This is a genomic window from Synechococcus sp. CCY9202 (assembly GCF_034931685.1).
Taxonomy (GTDB): Bacteria; Cyanobacteriota; Cyanobacteriia; order PCC-6307; family Cyanobiaceae; genus CBW1002.
The window spans coordinates 1-18,792 of the sequence record NZ_JAYGID010000030.1 but is presented as its reverse complement, the minus strand read 5'-3'; the positions used below and the strand labels follow the sequence as shown (position 1 = coordinate 18,792).

The following is an 18,792-nucleotide window of genomic DNA, read 5'->3' as shown; positions in this document are numbered from 1 at the left end:
TTTTTGGCGGCTCCGGCGAGCCACCTCGAGGGTCGTTGGCTGCGCTGCAGGTGTCGAGGCCTGCTGAGCTGCTGTCTGCTGAATCTGCTTCGGCTTCAGTGCTGGCCTCGCCTCAGCCATTGGTGGGCTGGCCGGCGCGGCGGCGGCTCTGGTGGCGGCTCTGGTGCCGCTGCCCAGGCCTGGGCTGGCAGCGATTGCAAGCCCTCGAGCAGGGCTGCGGCTCCCTGGAGGAGGCCTGGCGGGCGCCCCGCCGGCAGTTGGAGGCTCTCCCCGGCTGGGGTGCTCGGCTCGCAGAGCAGGTGGTGGCCTTTCGGCTCTCCTGGGGAGACGATCCCCTTTGTCATCCGGCTTTGCACCGCCGCGAGGATCGCCGCCTGCTGCTGCCCGGTGATCCATCCCTGCCGCCCGCCGTGCGTTGGCTGGAGCGCCCGCCCCTGGCCCTGCACTGGCGTGGGCGGGGCAGTCTCTGGGCGCCGCTGCGGCGTCGTCAGGCGGTGGCGGTGGTGGGCACCCGGCGGCCGTCCCTGCATGGCCTCAGCGTGGCGCGGCAGCTTGGGGAAGCCCTGGCGGGGGCGGGCTGGCCAGTGGTGAGCGGCCTGGCTGAAGGCATCGATGGAGCGGTGCATGACGGTTGCCTGCGCGGCGGCGGAGCGCCGGTAGCGGTTCTGGGTACACCGCTCGATCGGGTCTATCCGCGCCATCACGACCAGCTCCAGCAGCAGGTGGGCGAGCGGGGCCTGCTGGTCACCGAACAGCTCCCCGGTGCGGCGGTGCGGCCGGGCCATTTCGCCGAACGCAACCGCCTCCAGGTGGCCCTGGCCGCCGCCGTGGTGGTGGTGGAGTGCCCCGAGCGCAGTGGCGCCCTGCATTCGGCCGAGCGGGCCTGGCGGGAGGGGCTGCCGCTCTGGGTGGTGCCGGCCGATACGGGCAAGCCGTCTGCCGCCGGCAGCAACCGGCTGCTGGCCCGTGGCGCGACGCCGCTGCTGGAGCCCGGCGATCTGATTTGCCAGCTGGGGCCCGGCCCCCTGGCCCGCAAGGGTGCTGGGCTCCCCACGGCGATCGGCTGCGGGGCTTCGGCAGTCGTCTGCTCGGAACCCGCACAGGCCCTGGTGGAGGCGGTGGGGGCTGGTGCCTCGCTGGAGCAGCTTTGCCATCGCCTCGACCGTCCGGCTGATCAGCTGGTCACCGCCCTGCTGCAGCTCGAACTGGCGGGGGTGCTGCAGGCTGAACCGGGCCTCTGCTGGCGACCCAGCTGAGCTGCGCAGCATCCTGGAACCAGTCAAGGCCGGCCGCGTCGCCGCTCGCCGTTGCGTGGCTCCGTCCAACCCCTTGCGCGTCAGTGCCACGGCCTTGCTGGCGTGGCGCCGCCGCTGCCTGGGGCAGGGAGGCCATGCGACCGACCTCGACTGGTTGCTCGATCTGGCCGGAGGGGTGGCCTGGACAGACCTGCAGGCCCTGCGGCTCCACCCAGACCGGCAGCTAACCCTGCGCCTCTCGCTGGAGGATCTCGCCGCGCTCTGGAACCAGCACCTCGCCACGGCCGTTCCCCTGCAATACCTGGTGGGCCTTTGCCCCTGGCGCGATCTCCAGCTCCAGGTCGCACCAGGGGTGCTGATCCCCCGCCAGGAGACCGAGTTGCTGGTGGAGCTGGCCCTGACGATGGGCCCGCCAACGGACTCCTCCTTGCTCTGGGCTGATCTCGGCACCGGCTCGGGTTGCCTGGCCCTGGCCCTGGCGCGTGCCTGGCCCGCCAGCCGTGGTCTGGCGGTGGACCTGAGCGTTGAGGCCCTGGTGATCGCACGCAACAACTGGCAGGTCAGTGGCGTGCAAGAGCAGATCACCCCCCTGCAGGGCCACTGGTGGGAGCCGCTGCGGCCCTGGTGGGGTCGCCTGGATCTGGTGGTGGCCAATCCTCCCTACATCCCGAGCGCGGTTGTCGACAAGCTCGATCCGGTGGTGCGTTATCACGAGCCCCGCCTGGCCCTTGATGGCGGTGCTGATGGCCTGGCGGCCCTGCGCTGCATTGCCGCCAGGGCTGCTGAGGCCCTGGCACCCGGTGGCCTGCTGCTGCTGGAGCACCACCATGATCAGAGTGCCGCCGTGCTGGACCTGCTCGCCGCCGCCGCTCTGCAGGATGTGAATGCAGCGTCGGATCTGGAGGGGACTCTCCGTTTCGCGCTGGCCCGGCGTGCCCCACAGTCGCCAGCTGCCCGCTAGACCCTGCGCGCCGTCGCGGTTTCCGTCCGCCATTCCGCCATGACCGTGTTCGATGCCCCTGCCCTGGCGGCGCGATTGCAGCAGGGGGGCGCAGCCCTCCTCCCCACCGACACCCTGCCCGCCCTGGCGGCACGGCCGGAGCATGCGGCCCAGATCTGGCGTCTCAAGCACCGGCCCCCGGACAAGCCGCTGATCCTGATGGCGGCGGATCTGGATCAGTTCCGCCGCAGCCTGGCTCTGGTGTGGCAGGAGGAGTGGCTCGCCCTGGCCGAGCAGGGCTGGCCGGGGGCTCTCACCCTGGTGCTGCCGTGCCGCGGCGCCCTGGTGGAGGCGCTCCATCCCGGCGGCCACAGCCTCGGGCTGCGGGTGCCCGACTGTGCGGCCATCCGCTCCCTGCTGCGCTTGAGCGGCCCGCTGGCCACCACCAGTGCCAACCGCTCAGGCGAACCGGCGGCCACCACAGCAGAGGAGGCGGCTGATCAGTTTCCGGACTTGCCCTTACTGGCTCCTCTGCCTTGGCCGGTGGCGTCCGGCCAGGCCAGCTCGGTGGTGGCTTGGAGAGAACCGGGAGAGTGGCACGTGCTGCGCCAGGGTGCTGTACTGCCGACAGCGCTGGGGCACCTCTGAACGATGGCGATTCTGGCCCTGGTGGTGGCGCTGACCATGGCCGTGGTGCACTGGTTTCTGACCCCACTGATGGGGATTGGCACCGAGCTGTTCAACCTGGCGCCCCTGGGTTGGTTGGTGCTGGCCGCCGCTGTCTGGATGTTTGCAGGCGAACGCTGACCAGCTATCAGGGATCAGCGCGCGTCCTCTGTTCTTTCCCAACAGCCAGCCCCGAGCAGCCAGCCCCGAACACTCATCCCCATTCTGAGGGTGTCTGCAGGCCAGTCGCTGCGTGGCGGATACAGTTGCGACCGGCTTCCTTGGCGGCATAGAGAGCCTCATCCGCTTCTCGCAACAGGGTTGTCGAAGTTGCCGGAATCGTCATGGCAGGTGGCGATCCCGATCGAGGTGGTGATGCGCAATGTCGCGATGGATATCGCTGCAACGGCCTGGCGGAGTCGTTCGGCCAGGGTCTCGGCCTGGCAACGGTCGGTGTTGGGGAGAAGGGCCAGGAATTCCTCGCCGCCCCAGCGGGCGAGGGTGTCGGTGTTGCGCAGTTCCGCCTGGCAGCTGCGGCTGAAGGCCACCAGCACGGCATCGCCCACCGCATGGCCGTACTGGTCATTGACGGACTTGAAATGATCCAGATCCAGCATCAGGATCGCCAGCGGGATGCGGTGACGCTGCCACCGCGCCAGTTCGTAACTGGCCAGCTCCTCGAGGCTGCGGCGATTGGGCAGACCGGTGAGGCTGTCGGTGCGGGCCAGCAGCTCGAGTTCGGCGCTGTGGCGCTGCTCCTCCTCGTGGCCGATCTTGCCCAGCAGACGGGCGTAGGCCAGGCTCAGGGCCAGCAGTGCGGTGCTCAGATACAGCACCACCAGCAGCGTTCCGCTGCCGCTCTGTCCCAGGAATTCGCGAGCCTGGAGGCTCTTGGTCGGGATCTGAATGAGCAACACCCAGGGCCAGGCCTGGGGTTCCATGGCCAGGATCCGGCGGCTCGGCCGGATCACGCCTTTGCCTGATTGAACCAGGACCTGCTCGGTATTCAGCGGGTTCACCTGGGCAAAGATGAACAGGCCTTGCTTGTCCACCAGCAGAGAGCCTTGGGTGGCGCGCTCTTGGAACAAGGTGTGCTGGATCGATCGCCAGGTGTCCAGATCCGGTCTTGCACTCCAGCCATCTGGAGCACTTCTGGTTCTGAATCCGGGTGTGTTGCTGTTGATCAGATGGCCTTGAGCATCGAGAATCGCCGTCAGTGCAGATGTGTGGTGAAGCTGAAGGATCCGGCGTTGTTCCTGCAGCAATGGGCTGAGAAGAACATGCACCAGCATGACAAATCGAACCTTCCCCGTTGCATCGGCCTGGGGAACGGCCAACGCCAGTAGGGGTTCACAGCCTTGATTGGCCACCTTGTGGTGATACACGGAGCTGACGACAAACTGCCCGGCGGGCAAGGACCATGCTTTGGCCAGCAAGGAGGGATGCTCGTGGGTGATCTCTCCACAGGTTGTGGATGTGTTCCGCTCGGATGGCAGCCGAGGGGATACCAGGCCCGTCATGGTCTCCTGCACCACCGCTGTCCCCTGCCGGTTGATCAGGCTGAAGGCGCTGTAGCGGCCATAGGACTCCATGAAGGTGTGGAAGATTCCGTTCAGGACCAGCAGCCGATCCGGTGAAGGGTTGTTCACAGCTTCTCGGACCCGTGGCAGTTGGCTGATGACCCGAATGTCAGCCAGGGTTTCGAAGAAGCGCCAATTGAGGTCCCGTCTGGATTCCTGCAGAGCTCCCTGGGCTTCTGCTCGCAGAGTGGCCAGCTCGGCTTCTTCGATGGAGTGCACCAATGGCCAGATCCCGAGGCTGAGGAGACCGCTCAGCAGGGCCACGATCGGCAGGAACTCCTGCAGCAGGCGCCGTGGTCGCAGGGCCCGTGACAGATTCGGCTTCCACGGCAAGGGCAAGCCCAGCCCTGAACCGTCTTCCCCTGCCGGACTCATGGTTGTCTACCGGCGACGCAACGCAACCTCATTGGCTTGAGAGAGCTTCTTGAGCCTCCCCATGACGATCTGATTCGGTCGTGGCGCCGATCGGAGGCAAGAGAGCACCGGACAACCACTCAGGCCTCCATTGTTCGGGCGGCAAGGGTTTGCCAATCAGATAGCCCTGAATCACCTGGCAGCCGGCATTGCGAAGCCACTGCAGTTCTTCAGGAAATTCCACTCCTTCGGCGACGGTTGTGAATCCCATTTTTTCGGCCATGTCGAGCACGGAATGCACGATCACCTGAGCCTTGGGGTTGGTGTGGATGCCGCGCACGAAACTCTGATCCACCTTGAGCGTATCGAAGCTGAAGTGCTGTAGATAGGAGAGCGACGCATAGCCGGTGCCGAAGTCGTCGATGGCGATCTGGATGCCTTGCTTCTGGAGTTCCTGGAAACAGTGGGCCGTTGCCATGGTGTTCTCCACCAGCACGCTTTCGGTGAGTTCCAGTTTCAACAGGGCCGGGGGGATGCCGGCACGCTCCACGATGCCCAGCAGCTTGGCCACGAACTGAGGTTCCAGAAGTTGATGGGCCGTCACGTTCACGGCAATCTGGATCGGCTGACCGCCTGCCTGCAGCCAGTGGTGAATCTGTTGACAGGCGGTTTCGAGAATCCAATCCCCCAGCTCCACGATGAAGCCCGAATGCTCCGCCAGGGGGATGAAATCGCAGGGGGGAACCGTGCCGTGCTGGGGTGATGTCCAGCGGATCAGGGCCTCGGCCGATCGGATCTTTCCCTGGCTCAGATTCAGCAGCGGCTGATACACCAGTCTGAATTCTCCGTTGGCCAGCGCACGGGAGAGATCGAAGCGCTGACGACTCAGCAGCTGGAACTGGCCCTCGCGGAGGATGGTCACCTGCCGCTGCAGAATCTCGTAGACGCCATAGAGATCCACCGGATCGATGCTCTGCATCAGATTACTTTCGGTGATCAGGCCCACCAGTTCGCCGTCATCATTGGCCACCACCATCCGCCTGATGCGAAGTTTCTGCATCCGATCCCGCACGGCGGCCAGGTCGTCGGCGGGGTGAATACAGGCGAGAGGGGCGCTCATCACCTCGTCGACCCGCGTTGTGCTGATGGCGAGCGCAAGTCGGCGCATCTGGAGGATGTCGCGTTCGGTGAGAATGCCGATCGGGCGTTCACGGCTGGGCCCACGTCGGCCGGGGATCGGTTCCGTCACCACCACGCAGCTGATTCCCCGCAGCGCCATGGTCTGAATGGCCTGCCGCAGTGTGTCCTGGGGGCGCACCGTCACAACGGTGGTGCTCATCACTTCCACCGCCTGTCGAAACCGCAGGAAGAAGGTCTCCTTCAGGACACGATTGAGGCTGGTGATGGTGACGATGCCCGCTGGCTGGTTCCGTTCGTCGACGATCGGCAGGTGGCGGATCCGCTGCCGGCGCAGCAGGCTCATGGTCGCCAGGATGTCGAGGCATTCATGCCGCTGCCTGCTGATCACCGGATGGGTCATCACCGCACCCAGCAGGATCTCGTTGGGGGGCCGGTCGCTCAACGCCCACCGCACCGCGTCCCGTTCGGTGAGAATCCCGACCAGTTGCTGCCCTTCCAGCACCAGCACGCAGTTGCCGGTGAGCTGTTCCTCGTCCGTTGAGGCGTCGCTCGCCTCTCGAAGGCTGGAACGCATCGCTTCCAGGGCAGCCTCCAGGCTCGCCGTGGTGGGCAGGGTGGGGGGAACCGGCAGGACGCGCCCTCATGCTCAGGCAGCACCGGAGGAGGCAGCTCTTGGTCGTTGGCCATCGAACCGGTGGGCACCAGGACAGAGGGTCCAGATAGGTCTGGTCTGTGATCATCCTGGCCCTTCAGTGGCCCATGGGGGTGTGAGCTGCGGCTGGCTGCGACGATGGTGACGTGGTGCCCTTGACCCTTGACTGTCCGCACCGGGCGCCGAAGACCCATGGCTGAACTGCACATCCTTCGGCCGAAGGGCTTCATCAACGCCGATACCGGTGCCGATCTGCGTGACCGTATTCACAGCCTCACGGTGGGCGATCCCCGCTCTGTGCTGATCGACTGCGGCGCCATCACCTTCATGGACAGCAGCGGCTTCTCCTGCCTGATCACCGCACTCAAGATGCTGCGCCGGCAGGGGCAGGAGCTCTTCCTCTGCAGCCTCAGCAGTCAGCTGCGAGTGATTCTGGAGACCACCGGCACCATCCAGGTGTTCCGGATCTTCCCCAGCAGTGCCGAGTGCCTGCTGCATGTCGAGCAGACAGGTTTTCTGGAGGATGGCGAGCGGTCGTAGCCTGCCAGTTGAGGGCCCAGACTCAAGCGATTGCGTCAGATCGTTCCTCGGGCCGCCGTGGTCCGTGCCTGAACACGGACTCCAGGAACGCACCTGTTCGGGGAGTCAGGAAGCCGGCTAACGGATTTGAACCGATGACCTTCGCTTTACAAAAGCGCTGCTCTACCGCTGAGCTAAGCCGGCAAGGGCCGGGCCCTCAGGCCCGAGCTGACTTTATCGCTCCCCCAGCGCCCATAGGAGCAGTTGGGTGCGGTTGCGGCAACCGGTCTTGGCCAGCAGGTTCGAGATGTGGCTCTCGACGGTGCGCGGACTCACCACCAGCACAGCGGCGATGCCCTTGTTGCTGAAGCCACAGCGCAGCTGCTGCAGCACCCGCTGTTCCGCCCGGGTGAGCGGAGACAGGGGGAAAGCAGCGGTGTTGGTGCAGAGAGCCATCGATCCGGGTTGAGCTGTCTGCAGGATTCCCCAGGGCGGACAGGCTCAGCGTTCTGGCGGCTCAGCAATGCGCTGGCTCAGCCTTCCGCTTGCTCAGCGACGGCGGTCAGGGGGACGGCACGGGCTCGCTTGATCGGCAGGTTGGCCACCAGGGCGGTGACGCGGTCTTCGGTTTCAAGGCTGACATCGCCCCCCTCCACATCGATCTCCACGTAGCGGGACACCACCTCAAGGATCTCGCTCCGCATCTTCTCGAGCAGCTCCGGGTTGAGGTCGCTGCGGTCGTGGGCCAGCACCAGCTGCAACCGCTGCTTGGCCATGGTGGCGCTGGCGGGCTGACGACCCAGCAGTCGGTTGATGAAATCGCGCAGGGTCATCGGTTCAGAAAATCCGGGTCTGCATGAGTCGGCCGAGCTTGGCCCGCAGGCCCTGTCCCTCCTTGGCCGGATCGATCAGGGGGACGGTCTCGCCCCGCAGCCGCCGGGCGATGTTGTGGTAGGCCTTGGCGGCCGGTGAGCCGTTGCCGTTCAGGGTGAGCGGCTCGCCCCGGTTGGTGGAGACGATCACCTGCTCGTCCTCGAGAACCAACCCCAGGAGCGGGAGCGCCAGGATGTCGGTGACATCGCTCACCGCCAGCATCTCCTGGTTGAGCATCATCTTGGGCCGCACCCGGTTGAGCACCAGCTGGATCGGCTCAATCCCCTGGGTGTTGAGCAGCCCGATCACCCGATCGGCATCCCGCACGGCGGACACCTCCGGGGTGGTCACCACAATCGCCTCGCGGGCCGCGGCGGCGGCATTGCGGAAGCCGTCTTCGATACCGGCGGGGCAGTCGATCAGCACGATGTCGAAGCGCTCGGCCAGCAGGGCGACGATCCGCTGCATGTCCTCCGGGGTGAGCCACTCCAGCATCCGCGGGTTGCCCGCCGGCAGAAGAGCCAGGTTGGGTTCCTGCTTGTGCTTCACCAGCGCCTGCTCCAGGCGGCAGGTCTCGGCGAGCACCTCCTGGGCGGTGTAGACGATCCGGTTCTCGAGCCCCAGCAGGAGATCGAGGTTGCGCAGGCCGAAATCGGCGTCCAGCACAGCGGTGCGGGAGCCCTGGCGGGCCAGAGCGATGCCCAGGTTGGCGGTGAGGGTCGTCTTGCCCACTCCGCCTTTTCCAGAGCAGATCAGGATGATGCGCGTCGGGGCGGCGGTCACGGCACTGGCTGGCGTTGCAGCAGGTTAAGGCCATCACCAGGCACTGGTGGTGCTGCCTGATGCGGGCCACCGGACCCGGACCCCGATAGAACGGGGTTCCTTCCCTTCCCCCTGCCCGGGATAGACGCGTGGCCGAATCGACAGCCGCATCGCCGCCGGTGCCGATCCGCAGCCATCAGCACCTGATCGTGATGCCGGACGACGGAGCCGATGCGGTGGTGGCGCTGATCGACCAGGCCCGTTCGGAGCTGCGTCTCAAGCAGTTCAAGCTCCAGTCCGAGGCGGTGGAGCAGGCCCTGTTGCGGGCGCAGCAGCGGGGCGTGCAGGTGCGCGTGATGCTCAATCCCCACACCTCCGGCGGCGACCGCTGGAACGACGAGACCTACGCCCGCCTGCAGGGCTGGGGGATTGCCGTGGCCTGGACCAGCGAGGCCTTTCCGGTGACCCATGAGAAGTCGCTGGTGGTGGATCGCGACTGTGCCCTGATCGCCACCTTCAACCTCTCAGACAAATATTTCACCCAGACCCGCGACTACGGCGTGGTCACCTACGCGGCGCCGGTGATCGAGCAGGTGATCGCTGGCTTCGAGGCCGACTGGAACCGCACCTTCTTCCAGCCCGATCTCTCCGTGGGCCTGGTGTGGAGCAGCATGCACAGCCGAGGCCAGATGGCCCGCATCGTTGACGCCGCCCGTCGCACCCTCTGGATCCAGCATCCCAAGTTCGTGGATGCGGTGATCCTCGAGCGCATCCTGTCGGCGCGGGAGCGGGGCGTGAAGGTGCGGGTGCTGTGCGGCGGCAAGCACGGCATCAGTGATTGGGACATCTACGACACCTTCTCCTCCCTGCGGGTGATGCGGCGCTTCGGGGTGAAGGTGCGCCGGCAGAGGCACCTCAAGCTGCACGCCAAATTGATCCTGGTGGATGGGGCCTTTGCCCAGACCGGCTCGATGAACATCGACCGCAGCGCCTTCGACCTGCGGCGTGAACTCGGCATCGAGAGTGATGCCCCCGCGGTGGTGCAGCGCCTCAAGGCCACCTTCGAGGCCGACTGGGACCAGGCCTGCAAATACGAGGCTCCCGACCCGCTGGATCCGAGCCTGCATGAGGCGGGTGAGCTGCCGCCCGATCCCCACTTCGTGCACGACTGATGGGTGCCCCTCCTGAGGGCGTGGTCCTCCCTGATCGGGATCCCAATGACGAGGATCTCGCCCTGGCCCCGCCCCCCGGGCTGGGGGCCCTCTTCGGCGGCATGCTCCAGGTCGCCCTCTCCTCCTTCGGCGGTGGCCTGTCGGCCTGGAGCCAGCGGATTGTGGTGGAACAGCGTCGCTGGATGAGCAATGAGGCCTTCATCACCGGGCTCACGGTGGCCCGTCTGTTTCCTGGGCCGAATCAGATCAACATGGCCATCTACATCGGCACCAGGTTTGGCGGCCTGCCCGGCGCTCTGGTGGCCCTGGCCGGCATGTTGCTGGTGCCCTTCACTCTGCTGATGCTGGTGGGGCTGGCCTACTTCCAGCTGCATGGGCTGCCGGCGGTGGATCGGGTGCTTGCCGGCGTGGTGGCCGCCGCCGCCGGCATGGCCCTGTCGATGGGGTTCAAGATCCTGCACACCTATCTGAACGACCGCATGGCCCTGCTGCTGGCGGCCGTCACCTTCCTGGCCCTGACCCTGGGGCATCTGCGCCTCGTTCCGGTGGTGCTGGTCCTGGGTCCGCTGGCGATGGCCTGGTACTGGCCCCGTCCAGGCACAACTCCATCGGGCCCTTCCTGATGCCGCCTCTGATCTGGGTGTCCCCATCGACCCACCTTCTGACCACGGCTCAGGCCTGCACTCCCGCGTCCCTTTCGGATCTGGGCACCTTGCTGCGCGTGATCGGTGAGTTTCTGTCGTTGTCGCTGTTTTCCCTGGGGGGCGGCAACACCCTGCTGGCCGAATACCACCATCTCAGCGTCGAGCAGTTCTGCTGGCTCACCAATGCCCAGTTCGCCGATCTCTACGCCCTGGCCGAGGCGGCGCCCGGACCCAGCTCGATGATCGTGGGCCTGCTTGGCCTGGGGGCGGCCCAGCGTGAGGGTCCCTTCTGGGCGTTGCTGTCGGCCTACGGCGCCGAATGCGCCATCCTGCTGCCCTCCACCCTGCTGATGGTGCTGGCCTGTCTGGGTTGGCAGCGCTTCCGCACTTCCCCCTGGCGTGTGTCCTTTGAGCGGGGTCTGGGGCCGATCACCCTCGGCATCCTGTTCGCGGTGGGCCTGAAAATCCTCCACACCGCCGATAACAACCCCCCCGGGGTTGTGGTGTCTGTGGTGGTGTGTGTGCTGATGCTGCGCACCCGGATCTCCCCCCTGTGGTTCATGGCGGTGGCCGGGGTGCTGGGCGGCTTCGGGCTGATCAACCGCTGAACCGCTCGGCTGCGCTCAGTCTCCCCCCGGGCCGCAGCAGCTGGGGGCCGGCGGGATCGATCCGGATCGTTCCGTCCATCAACCGGGCTTCCTCCGCCAGGCCAGGCGGTGGCGGCTCCGCAGGGCCCCGGGCCACGGCCGCGGCGATGCGCAACTGCAGGGGCCGCAGCTGCAGGGCCACGATCCGGGCCCGGTCATCGCCCTGGCAGCCGGCATGGGCCACGCCCCGCAGCCGGCCCCAGACCAGCACATCGCCGGCGGCGCTGATCCGGGCTCCGGGGTTCACGTCCCCCAGTAGCAGCACCGAGCCGGGGGCCTGCAGATGATCCCCGGAGCGCAGGGTGCCCCGATGGATCAGGAATTCGAGCTCCTGGCCGGTTGTGCAAGCCACTGCTGAGGCAGGGATCTCGCCGGGATCGGCTCCAAGCTCAGCGTTCCGCGGTGGCGGCGGCCAGCCGCTCTCGACGCCGAGGGCGGCCGCGGCCACCAGGGTGTCGTCGCTGCGGCTGACGACCCGCAGCAGGGCGTGCCCTGCCGTGTCCAGCAGCTCCTGGATGGCCCGCAGCTGCGGCAGGGTGAGGCTCAGATCCAGTGCCTCCAGTTCCACCCAGCCCGGTGGCGGTGAGGCCCCAAGGGCATAGCGCACCTCCTCGACGCCGCTGGCCCCATCAGGCGTCGCATTCAGCACCAGCCGGTGGGGCTGGCCCGGAGCCTCCGCCAGGAACACCGCTGCCATCCGTTCCGGATTCGATTGGGGCGAAGGCTAGGTGTGCAGTTCCGCCAGGCGCTGCTGCAAGGGCTCGCGTACCTCCGCAGGATGGATCAGCCAGGCCTGCTCCACCGGTTGGATCAGGCTTCGCACCAGGGGCGACCGGGTTTCGAGCGCCTCAAGCCGTTCCCCATCCCAGAGCCGCAGCCCCCCTTTGTAAGGGTGATAGCCCCGGTTCTGGCTCTGCTGCAGCCCGCAGCAGCGTTCCGCCACCAGCTGCTGGCGCCGGGCCATCCCCTGCACCTCGGCCAGCAGCTCCAGTCGCTGGGTGCTGGCCAGATCGCTCACGTCGGTGGCCTTGAGCAGGCGCCGATCCAGCAGACGGGCACAGGGCTCCCTGAGCTCCTCGGGCCCCTCTTCCCGCCAGCGCAGCAGGTGATAGCCGCAGCGCAGGTCGTCGTTGGCCAGGTAGGTCTCCAGGTCCAGCTCGTCGCTGTGCCACAGCCAGCGGCCCATCACCGTGTCGCTGAACACCTGCCCTGGACCCAGCCGCCGCGCCACGGCGATCACCTGGCTGAGCAGCCAGTTGCACACCACGTTGAGACGGTGGTTGTAGACGCTGCGATACATCAGCTGGCGCACCACCAGGTAGTGCTCCACCGCCATCAGCCCCTTGGGGTGAAGGGCGAGGTTGCCGTCGGGCGCGAGCGTCAGGGCCGCCAGGATGCGTTCGAGATCGAGCTGGCCGTAGCGGATGCCGGCGCTGTAGCTGTCCCGCACCAGGTAGTCGAGGCGATCGCAGTCGAGCTGGCTGCTCACCAGGGCCCCGATCGCCTGGCGGGGATAGCGGCCGTGCTCCAGCAGATCCGCCACCGCATCGGCGGTACCGGCGCCCTCCGCATCGAGGCGCTGCCGCAGAGCCGGGTGATCCCGCACCAGCCGCGCAGACCAGCGCTCGTGGCGCAGCCCGAACATGTCCTCGCCGGTGTGGCTCAAGGGGGCGTGGCCCAGGTCGTGGAGCAGGGCCGCGGCAAACAGCACCGCCTTGTGCTCCTCCAGGGAGGGGTCGTGGCGGATCAGCCGCTGCAGGGCGAGGCGGGCCAGATGCAGCACGCCGAGGGAGTGGGTGAAGCGGCTCGATTCGGCACCGTGAAAGGTGAGGAACGCCGGTCCAAGCTGGCGGATCCGGCGCAGCCGCTGGAACGGTGCGGTGTCGATCAGGTCGATCGCCAGGGCTTCGGCCGGATCCTGCCGATCCAGCTGGATGGCCCCATGCAGGGGATCGTGATAGGTGCGCTGGCCCATCACTGGGCCTGGGTCGGCGCTTGTGCCTGCTGGATCTGGTGGGTCAGCAGCCGCTGGGCCTCCTCCAACCAGGTGTCGTCCTCCCCCCCCGGATCGAGCGGTTCCGGCGCCCTTAGCTCCAGATCAGGCCGAATGCCCTGGTTCTGGATGTCGCGACCATCCGGGGTGAGGTAGCGGGCCACCGTCACCGCCAGACCGCTGCCATCTCCCAGGGGAATCAGGGTCTGGATCAGGCCCTTGCCGAAGGTGCGGCTGCCCACCAGCCGGCTGCGCTCCTGGTCCTGCAGGGCGCCGGCCAGGATCTCGCTGGCACTGGCCGTACCGCCGTTCACCAGGGTGAGCATCGGGCCGTCGTAGAGCACGCCGAGATGGGCCTGTTGGCGGTCCCCGATGCCGCCGCGGTCTTCGGTCTCCACGATCACGGACCCATTGAGCAGGTCGTCGGCCACGGCGAGCCCGGCGCTCACCAGTCCGCCGGAGTTGTTGCGCAGATCGAGGATCAGGCCTTCGATGTCCTTGCCGGTGAGGTCGGCGATCGCCTGCTGCACCAGTTCCGGCACCGGTTCACTGAACTGGGTGATGCGCAGGTAGCCGAGGGTGAGGTTGCCCTGGCGCAGCCGTTTGCTGCGCACCGGCCGCAGGTCCACCTGGCGCCGCTCCAGTTCGACCTCCCGCTCCTGACCCTGCGGGTCCCGCAGCTGTACCAGAACGGTGCTGCCGGAAGCGCCCCGCAGCCGGGTTGCGGTCAGATCGAGTCCCAGCCCAGTGGTGTCGAGGCCATCCACGGCCAGCACCTCCGTACCGCTGGCGATGTGGGCATCGGCAGCCGGAGAGCCGTCCAGCGGGGCGATCACGACGATCTGTTCGTCGTCGGCACGCAGGCCAAGCTGCAGGCCCACGCCGGTCACGGTGCCCTGCTGGGTGGCGGATTGCAGGGTGCTGAATTCGGCGGGTCGCAGCAGGCGGGTGTAGGGGTCGTCGAGTGGGGTCAGCATCGTTTCGATGGCCGCGTAGGCGTCCGCCGAGCTGCTGATCGGCTGCTCCAGGGCCTTCTGCCGCAGCCTGCGCCAGTGAATCGGCACGAAGCGGCCGGGATCCACGTAGCTCTGGTTCACCAGCCGCCAGGCTTCCACCACCAGTTGCTGGGCGTCGTTGAGGGCCAGTGCCGCCGGGGCGCTCCAGGGCGCCAGCAGCAGGACGAGCAAGAGGGTGAGCCCAAGCCCCCGTCCCAGCCGGCGCTGCCAGGGTTCACGTGCCCACGCCAGCCAGGGCCTGCGGCTGGGCGGGCTCTGCGACGGGATTCGGTTCGGCGGGGGGGACTGCCGTTGCGCGCTCACGGAGGGTTTCGGGCGGTCGGTAGACTCTCGCAACCAAAGCCGCCCGCTGCATGGCGAATTCCTCTCCTGCCGCAAAGTCGTCACCTGTATACGACTGGTTCCAGGAGCGCCTGGAAATCCAGGCGATCGCCGACGACATCTCCGCCAAGTACGTGCCACCGCACGTCAATATCTTTTATTGCCTTGGCGGCATCACTCTGGTCTGCTTCCTGATCCAGTTCGCCACTGGGTTTGCGATGACCTTCTACTACAAGCCCACGGTCGCTGAGGCCTACTCTTCGGTTCAGTACCTGATGACGGATGTCAGTTTTGGCTGGCTGATCCGTTCGGTCCACCGTTGGAGCGCCTCGATGATGGTGCTGATGCTGATTCTTCATGTGTTCCGCGTCTATCTCACCGGTGGTTTCAAACGTCCCCGTGAGCTCACCTGGGTCACTGGCGTCACCATGGCCGTGATCACCGTGTCGTTCGGTGTCACCGGCTACTCGCTCCCCTGGGATCAGGTGGGCTATTGGGCCGTGAAGATCGTCAGTGGCGTTCCGGCAGCCGTTCCTGTGGTGGGCGACTTCATGGTCGAACTGCTGCGGGGTGGTGAAAGTGTCGGCCAGGCCACGCTGACCCGCTTCTACAGCCTGCACACCTTTGTGATGCCCTGGCTGCTGGCTGTCTTCATGCTCATGCACTTCCTGATGATTCGCAAGCAAGGAATCTCTGGTCCCTTGTGATCCAGGCCGGTCCAGGCCACCCTTGGCCTGGGCTCCGGTTTGCGAAGTGTTGCAATCCAGCAGGACTGGTCTGGCTTGCTGCCTCCCTCGAGCCTGTCTCCTTCCTAGCTTTCAACTCCAGGTTCACGCCGGCTTGCCGGCTCCCCTTTCACGGCCTCCGTCATGCACATCCTCAAGAAGCCTGACCTCACCGATCCCAAGCTGAGGGCCAAGCTGGCCAAGGGCATGGGCCACAACTATTACGGTGAACCAGCCTGGCCCAACGATCTCCTCTACATCTTCCCGGTGGTGATCCTGGGCACCATCGCCTGTGTGGTTGGGCTCGCCGTGCTTGATCCCGCCATGCTGGCGGATAAGGCTGATCCCTTTGCCACTCCTCTCGAAATTCTGCCGGAGTGGTACCTGTACCCGGTTTTCCAGATCCTGAGGGTTGTGCCCAACAAGCTGCTGGGCATTGCTCTGCAGACGATGGTTCCCCTCGGCTTGATGCTGATTCCCTTCATCGAGAGCTTCAACAAGTTCCAGAATCCCTTCCGTCGCCCGGTCGCCATGGCAGCGTTTCTGTTCGGCACCGTCTTCACGATTTATCTCGGCATTGGAGCCGCTTTGCCGATCGACAAATCTCTGACCCTCGGCCTGTTCTGATCAGCTGCTATAACGACGAGCAAACAGTCTGCTACTAATGAAGCCCCGGTAGATTCCGGGGTTTTTTCATGCAGCGAATTAGTTGCACGTGCATCGCTCGCTATCTGACCAGGCTGGGTTGCGCTGCTCTTTCTTCAAGGGGTCTCAATATCAATCAGGCTCACCTGGCTGGGGTTGACTCGCAGCATGTGGTGCAGCAGCAGAAAGCCCACGATCGTCCAGGTCTGGTAGGTACGTGCCTGCTGACCCACCCAGGTGCCGGTGGGTCCGTCGAAGTACTCGGCCCATTGCTGACGCGGCAGCTGGTTGAGCTGGGCCCAGTAGCACTCTTCCATCATGGCCCGCATCTGACCCATCAGCAGCACGTCCGCCTCGGGGTGGCGCTGCTCATGCAGAAGCACAGCACCGGCCAGATACCAGAGCAGACTGGGCCAGTGCCCGCCGTTGTGATAACTCCAGGGCCAGTTCTTTGGGTCTGATCCCGTTTTATTCATCCATTCGTCGGCCTCCATGGGGGGATGGCAGATGCGCATCGGCATCTGCGCCATCAGATGTTCGCGGTTGTGCAGCACCAGCCGGAACAGGGCCCGCTGCTGGGGTGCCGTGATCAGGCCGAACAGACAGGCGAGGGAGTTGCCGAGGCTGTAGAAGCGGAAGTCCGGCCGGCCGGTGCGCATATTGCCGATCAGGTAGCCGCCCCGGTTCTCGAGCCAGTCCTGCAGCCAAGGGGGGATCACCTGAGGCTGCACATTGAACTCGTTCTCGTGCTGGTGGTCGCCGTACTGCTCGGTGGGCCGGCGCCGCAGAACCTGTACCGTTTTGCTGGTCACCCAGTAGTGCTTCAGCAGGAAGGATCGCAGATCATGCATCCACTCCTGGGTGAGTTCGATCCGCTGATGCAGCAGTCGGCTCATGCGGTCACGCTGGGCCAGTTCCATCAGGTGGCAGCAGCTGCGCAGGCAGCCGTAGAGGAGCACCTCCACCTCCAGCGGGTTGCCCCAGACATCCATCGGACGATCAATCATGAAGGCACAGTCCGGCACGAACAGCACGGGCGTGCCCTCAAAGGTGGGATGCAGCACCAGGTCCAGCAGCAACTGCACGCCGCGTTGCACCTGCTGACTGGCACCGAATTCCATGTCACGGCTGCGCTTCACATACAGCCAGCAGAGGATGGGCCACCACAGGCTGGCGTCGACTGAGGTGATCCGTCCGATCGATCGCTGGCCGTAGTCGGCCAGCACGACCCCGTCCTGCTCCACAAAGCTGGTGGGAAACACACCGCGGGTCTTGATGTCGTTGCTCTGCAGTTCCAGCGAGACAGAGAGGAAGTTGCGCACCACCTCAAAACGGCCCTGCAGCAGCAGGTAAATCATCACCGGCACGTTGTCCCGCAGGAACACCTCGCCGTAATTGGCCTCTCCGGAGCGGCGCGGATGGTCGAGCGCGGCCACCGATCCCACCAGTTCACCCTTGACCCTCACCAGGGTGCGCTCGAAGTGCTCCTGGGCGCGGATCACCACGGCGTCTTCTTTGGAGCTGGGCCGAACCCTTTGGTGCTGTTGGCTGAACGGTCGGGACACGGGCCTCCATGGGAGCTTGGGCCAACGGTAGAAACGTTGTACCGGCCATGAACCACGGCTGGAACAATTCAGGAATGCATGGGGCCTGATCGCTGCAGCAGAGCTTTCCATGCGCACAGCTGCTTCGGCGCAGCCCTGCAAGGTTTAAGAAGGAGGTCTCAGGTCCAAGAAGGAGATCTCAGGGCCAGGGCTGGATCCGTAGCTGGCGATGTGGTCCAGGCCTGGATCGGGAGCTTGGACTTGGGTTGTGTCTGCGACTGCAGCTGTCTTGGCATGCAACAAAGGTTCAGACGTCCCTGCCCCGCTCGCGTCTGAGTCTGAGCGGAGGTCCGCCCAGCCTGTCGACCAGATCAGGGTGCTCAGGGGTTCCGGGTTTTGTCCGACCATCCCTGCCTTCCCCTTTCTCTGTTTCCTGCCTGTTCCCCTCTGGCGCTTGATTCGTCGCTGCTCCAGGCCCCTGTGCCTTCCAATGAAGATGCTTCGGCCGGCGCCGGTCCGGCTGAGCTGGCTTTCAGAGGTCGGGACTGCCAGGCAAGCGGTGAAAGGCCCCATCAGTGGGGGCTTGCGCAATCGAAGGTGAATGGGGTATGGTTTTGGACTGCGCAGCACACCGGGAGCGAGAGCACCGGTGGAAACGCAGAGTCTTCGGTGCCGCGAGGCACTGAGGGCGAGTGCCGTTTGCCTGGAAGGGTGAAGGGTGCGTGCTTACGACGAAGGAGGCGCGAGCCACCGGTGTTGTAGGTTTCCTGAGTCGCTGAGAGGCGACGCGCCGAGACGACCCGGAGCCGAGAGGCCAAGGGAGTGGAGGCAGCACCTGGACAATTGAAAAGTTTAGGAACTGACGCTTCTACCGCGTCATTTTGATCGGATCGAACGGTTCTGAGTTCGCAGTGGACCAGCCTTGTGCTGGCGCCAGTGTGGAGTCAAAGCCCGTTTGATGCGGTGTCGAGGATGACGAAACGAGCGGTAGAGGTGTGAGGTCCCGTCAAACATTTTAAGCGACGGGAACCTGCGGTGATGTGGTGCTGCCTTGAGGTCTCACGCCTTGGGTCAGAACTGGGTGAAAACCAGCTGTGGGTGACTGAAGCGAACCGGATCTGAGATCTGGGAAAGTCACGGGATTGTGAAGCGAACCGAAAGGAAAGAACCATGAGGAGAGATCCAAATGGAGAAGTCCAGAAGGAAGGCTAAATAATTGTGTGCACTCTCGAACCCTTTCGGTCAGTCGAAAGGTGGTCCCAACTGAAGACTGTGCGCCAGTGCAGGATTTGGGTGAGCGACAAACTTCTCTGCGATGAAAGCTCAAGCGAAAGTTTAGAGCT

The 18,792-nt window shown here is 65.6% G+C and carries 19 protein-coding genes and 1 tRNA gene; 10 read left to right on the top strand and 10 right to left on the bottom strand.

Features of this window, described 5'->3' with window-relative positions; genetic code table 11:
* The first annotated feature begins 98 nt into the window (after window positions 1-98).
* The 4 genes from VB777_RS04095 to VB777_RS04080 are packed head-to-tail and all read left to right on the top strand — an operon-like array spanning window position 99 to window position 3,003.
* Window positions 99-1,256 carry a DNA-processing protein DprA gene (locus VB777_RS04095; protein ID WP_323247284.1) on the top strand — a complete coding sequence of 386 codons (1,158 nt, stop codon included), beginning with the start codon at window positions 99-101 and terminating at the stop codon, window positions 1,254-1,256.
* Between the two features lie 55 nt (window positions 1,257-1,311).
* The gene (gene prmC / locus VB777_RS04090) at window positions 1,312-2,217 is read left to right on the top strand and encodes a peptide chain release factor N(5)-glutamine methyltransferase (protein ID WP_323247282.1); all 906 of its coding nucleotides are present in this window, start codon (window positions 1,312-1,314) and stop codon (window positions 2,215-2,217) included.
* A 39-nt stretch (window positions 2,218-2,256) separates the two neighbouring features.
* Window positions 2,257-2,844: an L-threonylcarbamoyladenylate synthase gene (locus tag VB777_RS04085; RefSeq protein WP_323247280.1), complete on the top strand. Its 588-nt coding sequence runs from the start codon at window positions 2,257-2,259 to the stop codon at window positions 2,842-2,844.
* Window positions 2,845-2,847: 3 nt separating this feature from the next.
* Window positions 2,848-3,003 carry a hypothetical protein gene (locus VB777_RS04080; RefSeq protein WP_323247278.1) on the top strand — a complete coding sequence of 52 codons (156 nt, stop codon included), beginning with the start codon at window positions 2,848-2,850 and terminating at the stop codon, window positions 3,001-3,003.
* A 158-nt stretch (window positions 3,004-3,161) separates the two neighbouring features.
* On the opposite strand, the gene VB777_RS04075 is transcribed toward VB777_RS04080, so the two are convergent.
* Both VB777_RS04075 and VB777_RS04070 read right to left on the bottom strand, forming a co-directional pair.
* On the bottom strand, window positions 3,162-4,775 hold the full coding sequence (locus VB777_RS04075; RefSeq protein WP_323247276.1) for a diguanylate cyclase: 1,614 nt from the start codon (window positions 4,773-4,775) through the stop codon (window positions 3,162-3,164).
* A 70-nt stretch (window positions 4,776-4,845) separates the two neighbouring features.
* Entirely contained in the window at window positions 4,846-6,567 is a 1,722-nt protein-coding gene (locus tag VB777_RS04070) for an EAL domain-containing protein (RefSeq protein WP_323247435.1), read from the bottom strand.
* 213 nt (window positions 6,568-6,780) lie between these two features.
* On the opposite strand from VB777_RS04070, the gene VB777_RS04065 reads away from it, so the two are divergent.
* The gene (locus VB777_RS04065) at window positions 6,781-7,128 is read left to right on the top strand and encodes an STAS domain-containing protein (protein ID WP_323247274.1); all 348 of its coding nucleotides are present in this window, start codon (window positions 6,781-6,783) and stop codon (window positions 7,126-7,128) included.
* A gap of 111 nt (window positions 7,129-7,239) precedes the next feature.
* On the opposite strand, the gene VB777_RS04060 is transcribed toward VB777_RS04065, so the two are convergent.
* The 4 genes from VB777_RS04060 to minD form a co-directional block, all read right to left on the bottom strand.
* A tRNA-Thr gene (locus VB777_RS04060) sits at window positions 7,240-7,311 on the bottom strand.
* Between the two features lie 30 nt (window positions 7,312-7,341).
* Complete coding sequence (locus VB777_RS04055) at window positions 7,342-7,563, bottom strand: helix-turn-helix transcriptional regulator (RefSeq protein WP_323247272.1); 222 nt, start codon at window positions 7,561-7,563, stop codon at window positions 7,342-7,344.
* A gap of 77 nt (window positions 7,564-7,640) precedes the next feature.
* Complete coding sequence (minE, locus tag VB777_RS04050) at window positions 7,641-7,940, bottom strand: cell division topological specificity factor MinE (protein WP_323247271.1); 300 nt, start codon at window positions 7,938-7,940, stop codon at window positions 7,641-7,643.
* A gap of 4 nt (window positions 7,941-7,944) precedes the next feature.
* Window positions 7,945-8,763 (bottom strand): septum site-determining protein MinD, encoded by an 819-nt coding sequence (gene minD / locus VB777_RS04045; RefSeq protein ID WP_197158825.1) that lies wholly within the window; start codon window positions 8,761-8,763, stop codon window positions 7,945-7,947.
* A 128-nt stretch (window positions 8,764-8,891) separates the two neighbouring features.
* On the opposite strand from minD, the gene VB777_RS04040 reads away from it, so the two are divergent.
* The 3 genes from VB777_RS04040 to VB777_RS04030 are packed head-to-tail and all read left to right on the top strand — an operon-like array spanning window position 8,892 to window position 11,166.
* A complete protein-coding gene (locus VB777_RS04040) occupies window positions 8,892-9,914 on the top strand; it encodes a phospholipase D-like domain-containing protein (RefSeq protein ID WP_323247269.1) in 1,023 nt (340 codons plus the stop codon).
* A complete protein-coding gene (locus VB777_RS04035) occupies window positions 9,914-10,537 on the top strand; it encodes a chromate transporter (RefSeq protein WP_323247267.1) in 624 nt (207 codons plus the stop codon). The genes VB777_RS04040 and VB777_RS04035 overlap by 1 nt, the downstream gene beginning before the upstream one ends.
* Window positions 10,537-11,166: a chromate transporter gene (locus VB777_RS04030; protein ID WP_323247265.1), complete on the top strand. Its 630-nt coding sequence runs from the start codon at window positions 10,537-10,539 to the stop codon at window positions 11,164-11,166. The genes VB777_RS04035 and VB777_RS04030 overlap by 1 nt, the downstream gene beginning before the upstream one ends.
* Here VB777_RS04030 and VB777_RS04025 read toward each other — a convergent pair.
* From VB777_RS04025 to ctpZ, 3 genes are read right to left on the bottom strand one after another with little or no spacing between them, the layout of a single operon-like run.
* The gene (locus VB777_RS04025; protein ID WP_323247263.1) at window positions 11,156-11,902 is read right to left on the bottom strand and encodes a septum site-determining protein MinC; all 747 of its coding nucleotides are present in this window, start codon (window positions 11,900-11,902) and stop codon (window positions 11,156-11,158) included. The genes VB777_RS04030 and VB777_RS04025 overlap by 11 nt on opposite strands.
* A gap of 27 nt (window positions 11,903-11,929) precedes the next feature.
* Window positions 11,930-13,180 (bottom strand): HD domain-containing protein, encoded by a 1,251-nt coding sequence (locus tag VB777_RS04020; protein ID WP_323247261.1) that lies wholly within the window; start codon window positions 13,178-13,180, stop codon window positions 11,930-11,932.
* Window positions 13,180-14,445, bottom strand: a complete 1,266-nt coding sequence (gene ctpZ / locus VB777_RS04015) for a carboxyl-terminal processing protease CtpZ (protein ID WP_416238306.1) — start codon at window positions 14,443-14,445, stop codon at window positions 13,180-13,182. The genes VB777_RS04020 and ctpZ overlap by 1 nt, the downstream gene beginning before the upstream one ends.
* 122 nt (window positions 14,446-14,567) lie before the next feature.
* On the opposite strand from ctpZ, the gene petB reads away from it, so the two are divergent.
* Both petB and petD read left to right on the top strand, forming a co-directional pair.
* Window positions 14,568-15,242: a cytochrome b6 gene (gene petB, locus VB777_RS04010; protein ID WP_323247257.1), complete on the top strand. Its 675-nt coding sequence runs from the start codon at window positions 14,568-14,570 to the stop codon at window positions 15,240-15,242.
* 162 nt (window positions 15,243-15,404) lie between these two features.
* Entirely contained in the window at window positions 15,405-15,887 is a 483-nt protein-coding gene (gene petD / locus VB777_RS04005; RefSeq protein ID WP_197158830.1) for a cytochrome b6-f complex subunit IV, read from the top strand.
* A gap of 134 nt (window positions 15,888-16,021) precedes the next feature.
* On the opposite strand, the gene VB777_RS04000 is transcribed toward petD, so the two are convergent.
* Window positions 16,022-17,470 (bottom strand): glycoside hydrolase 100 family protein, encoded by a 1,449-nt coding sequence (locus tag VB777_RS04000; RefSeq protein ID WP_197158831.1) that lies wholly within the window; start codon window positions 17,468-17,470, stop codon window positions 16,022-16,024.
* Window positions 17,471-18,792 lie beyond the last annotated feature (1,322 nt).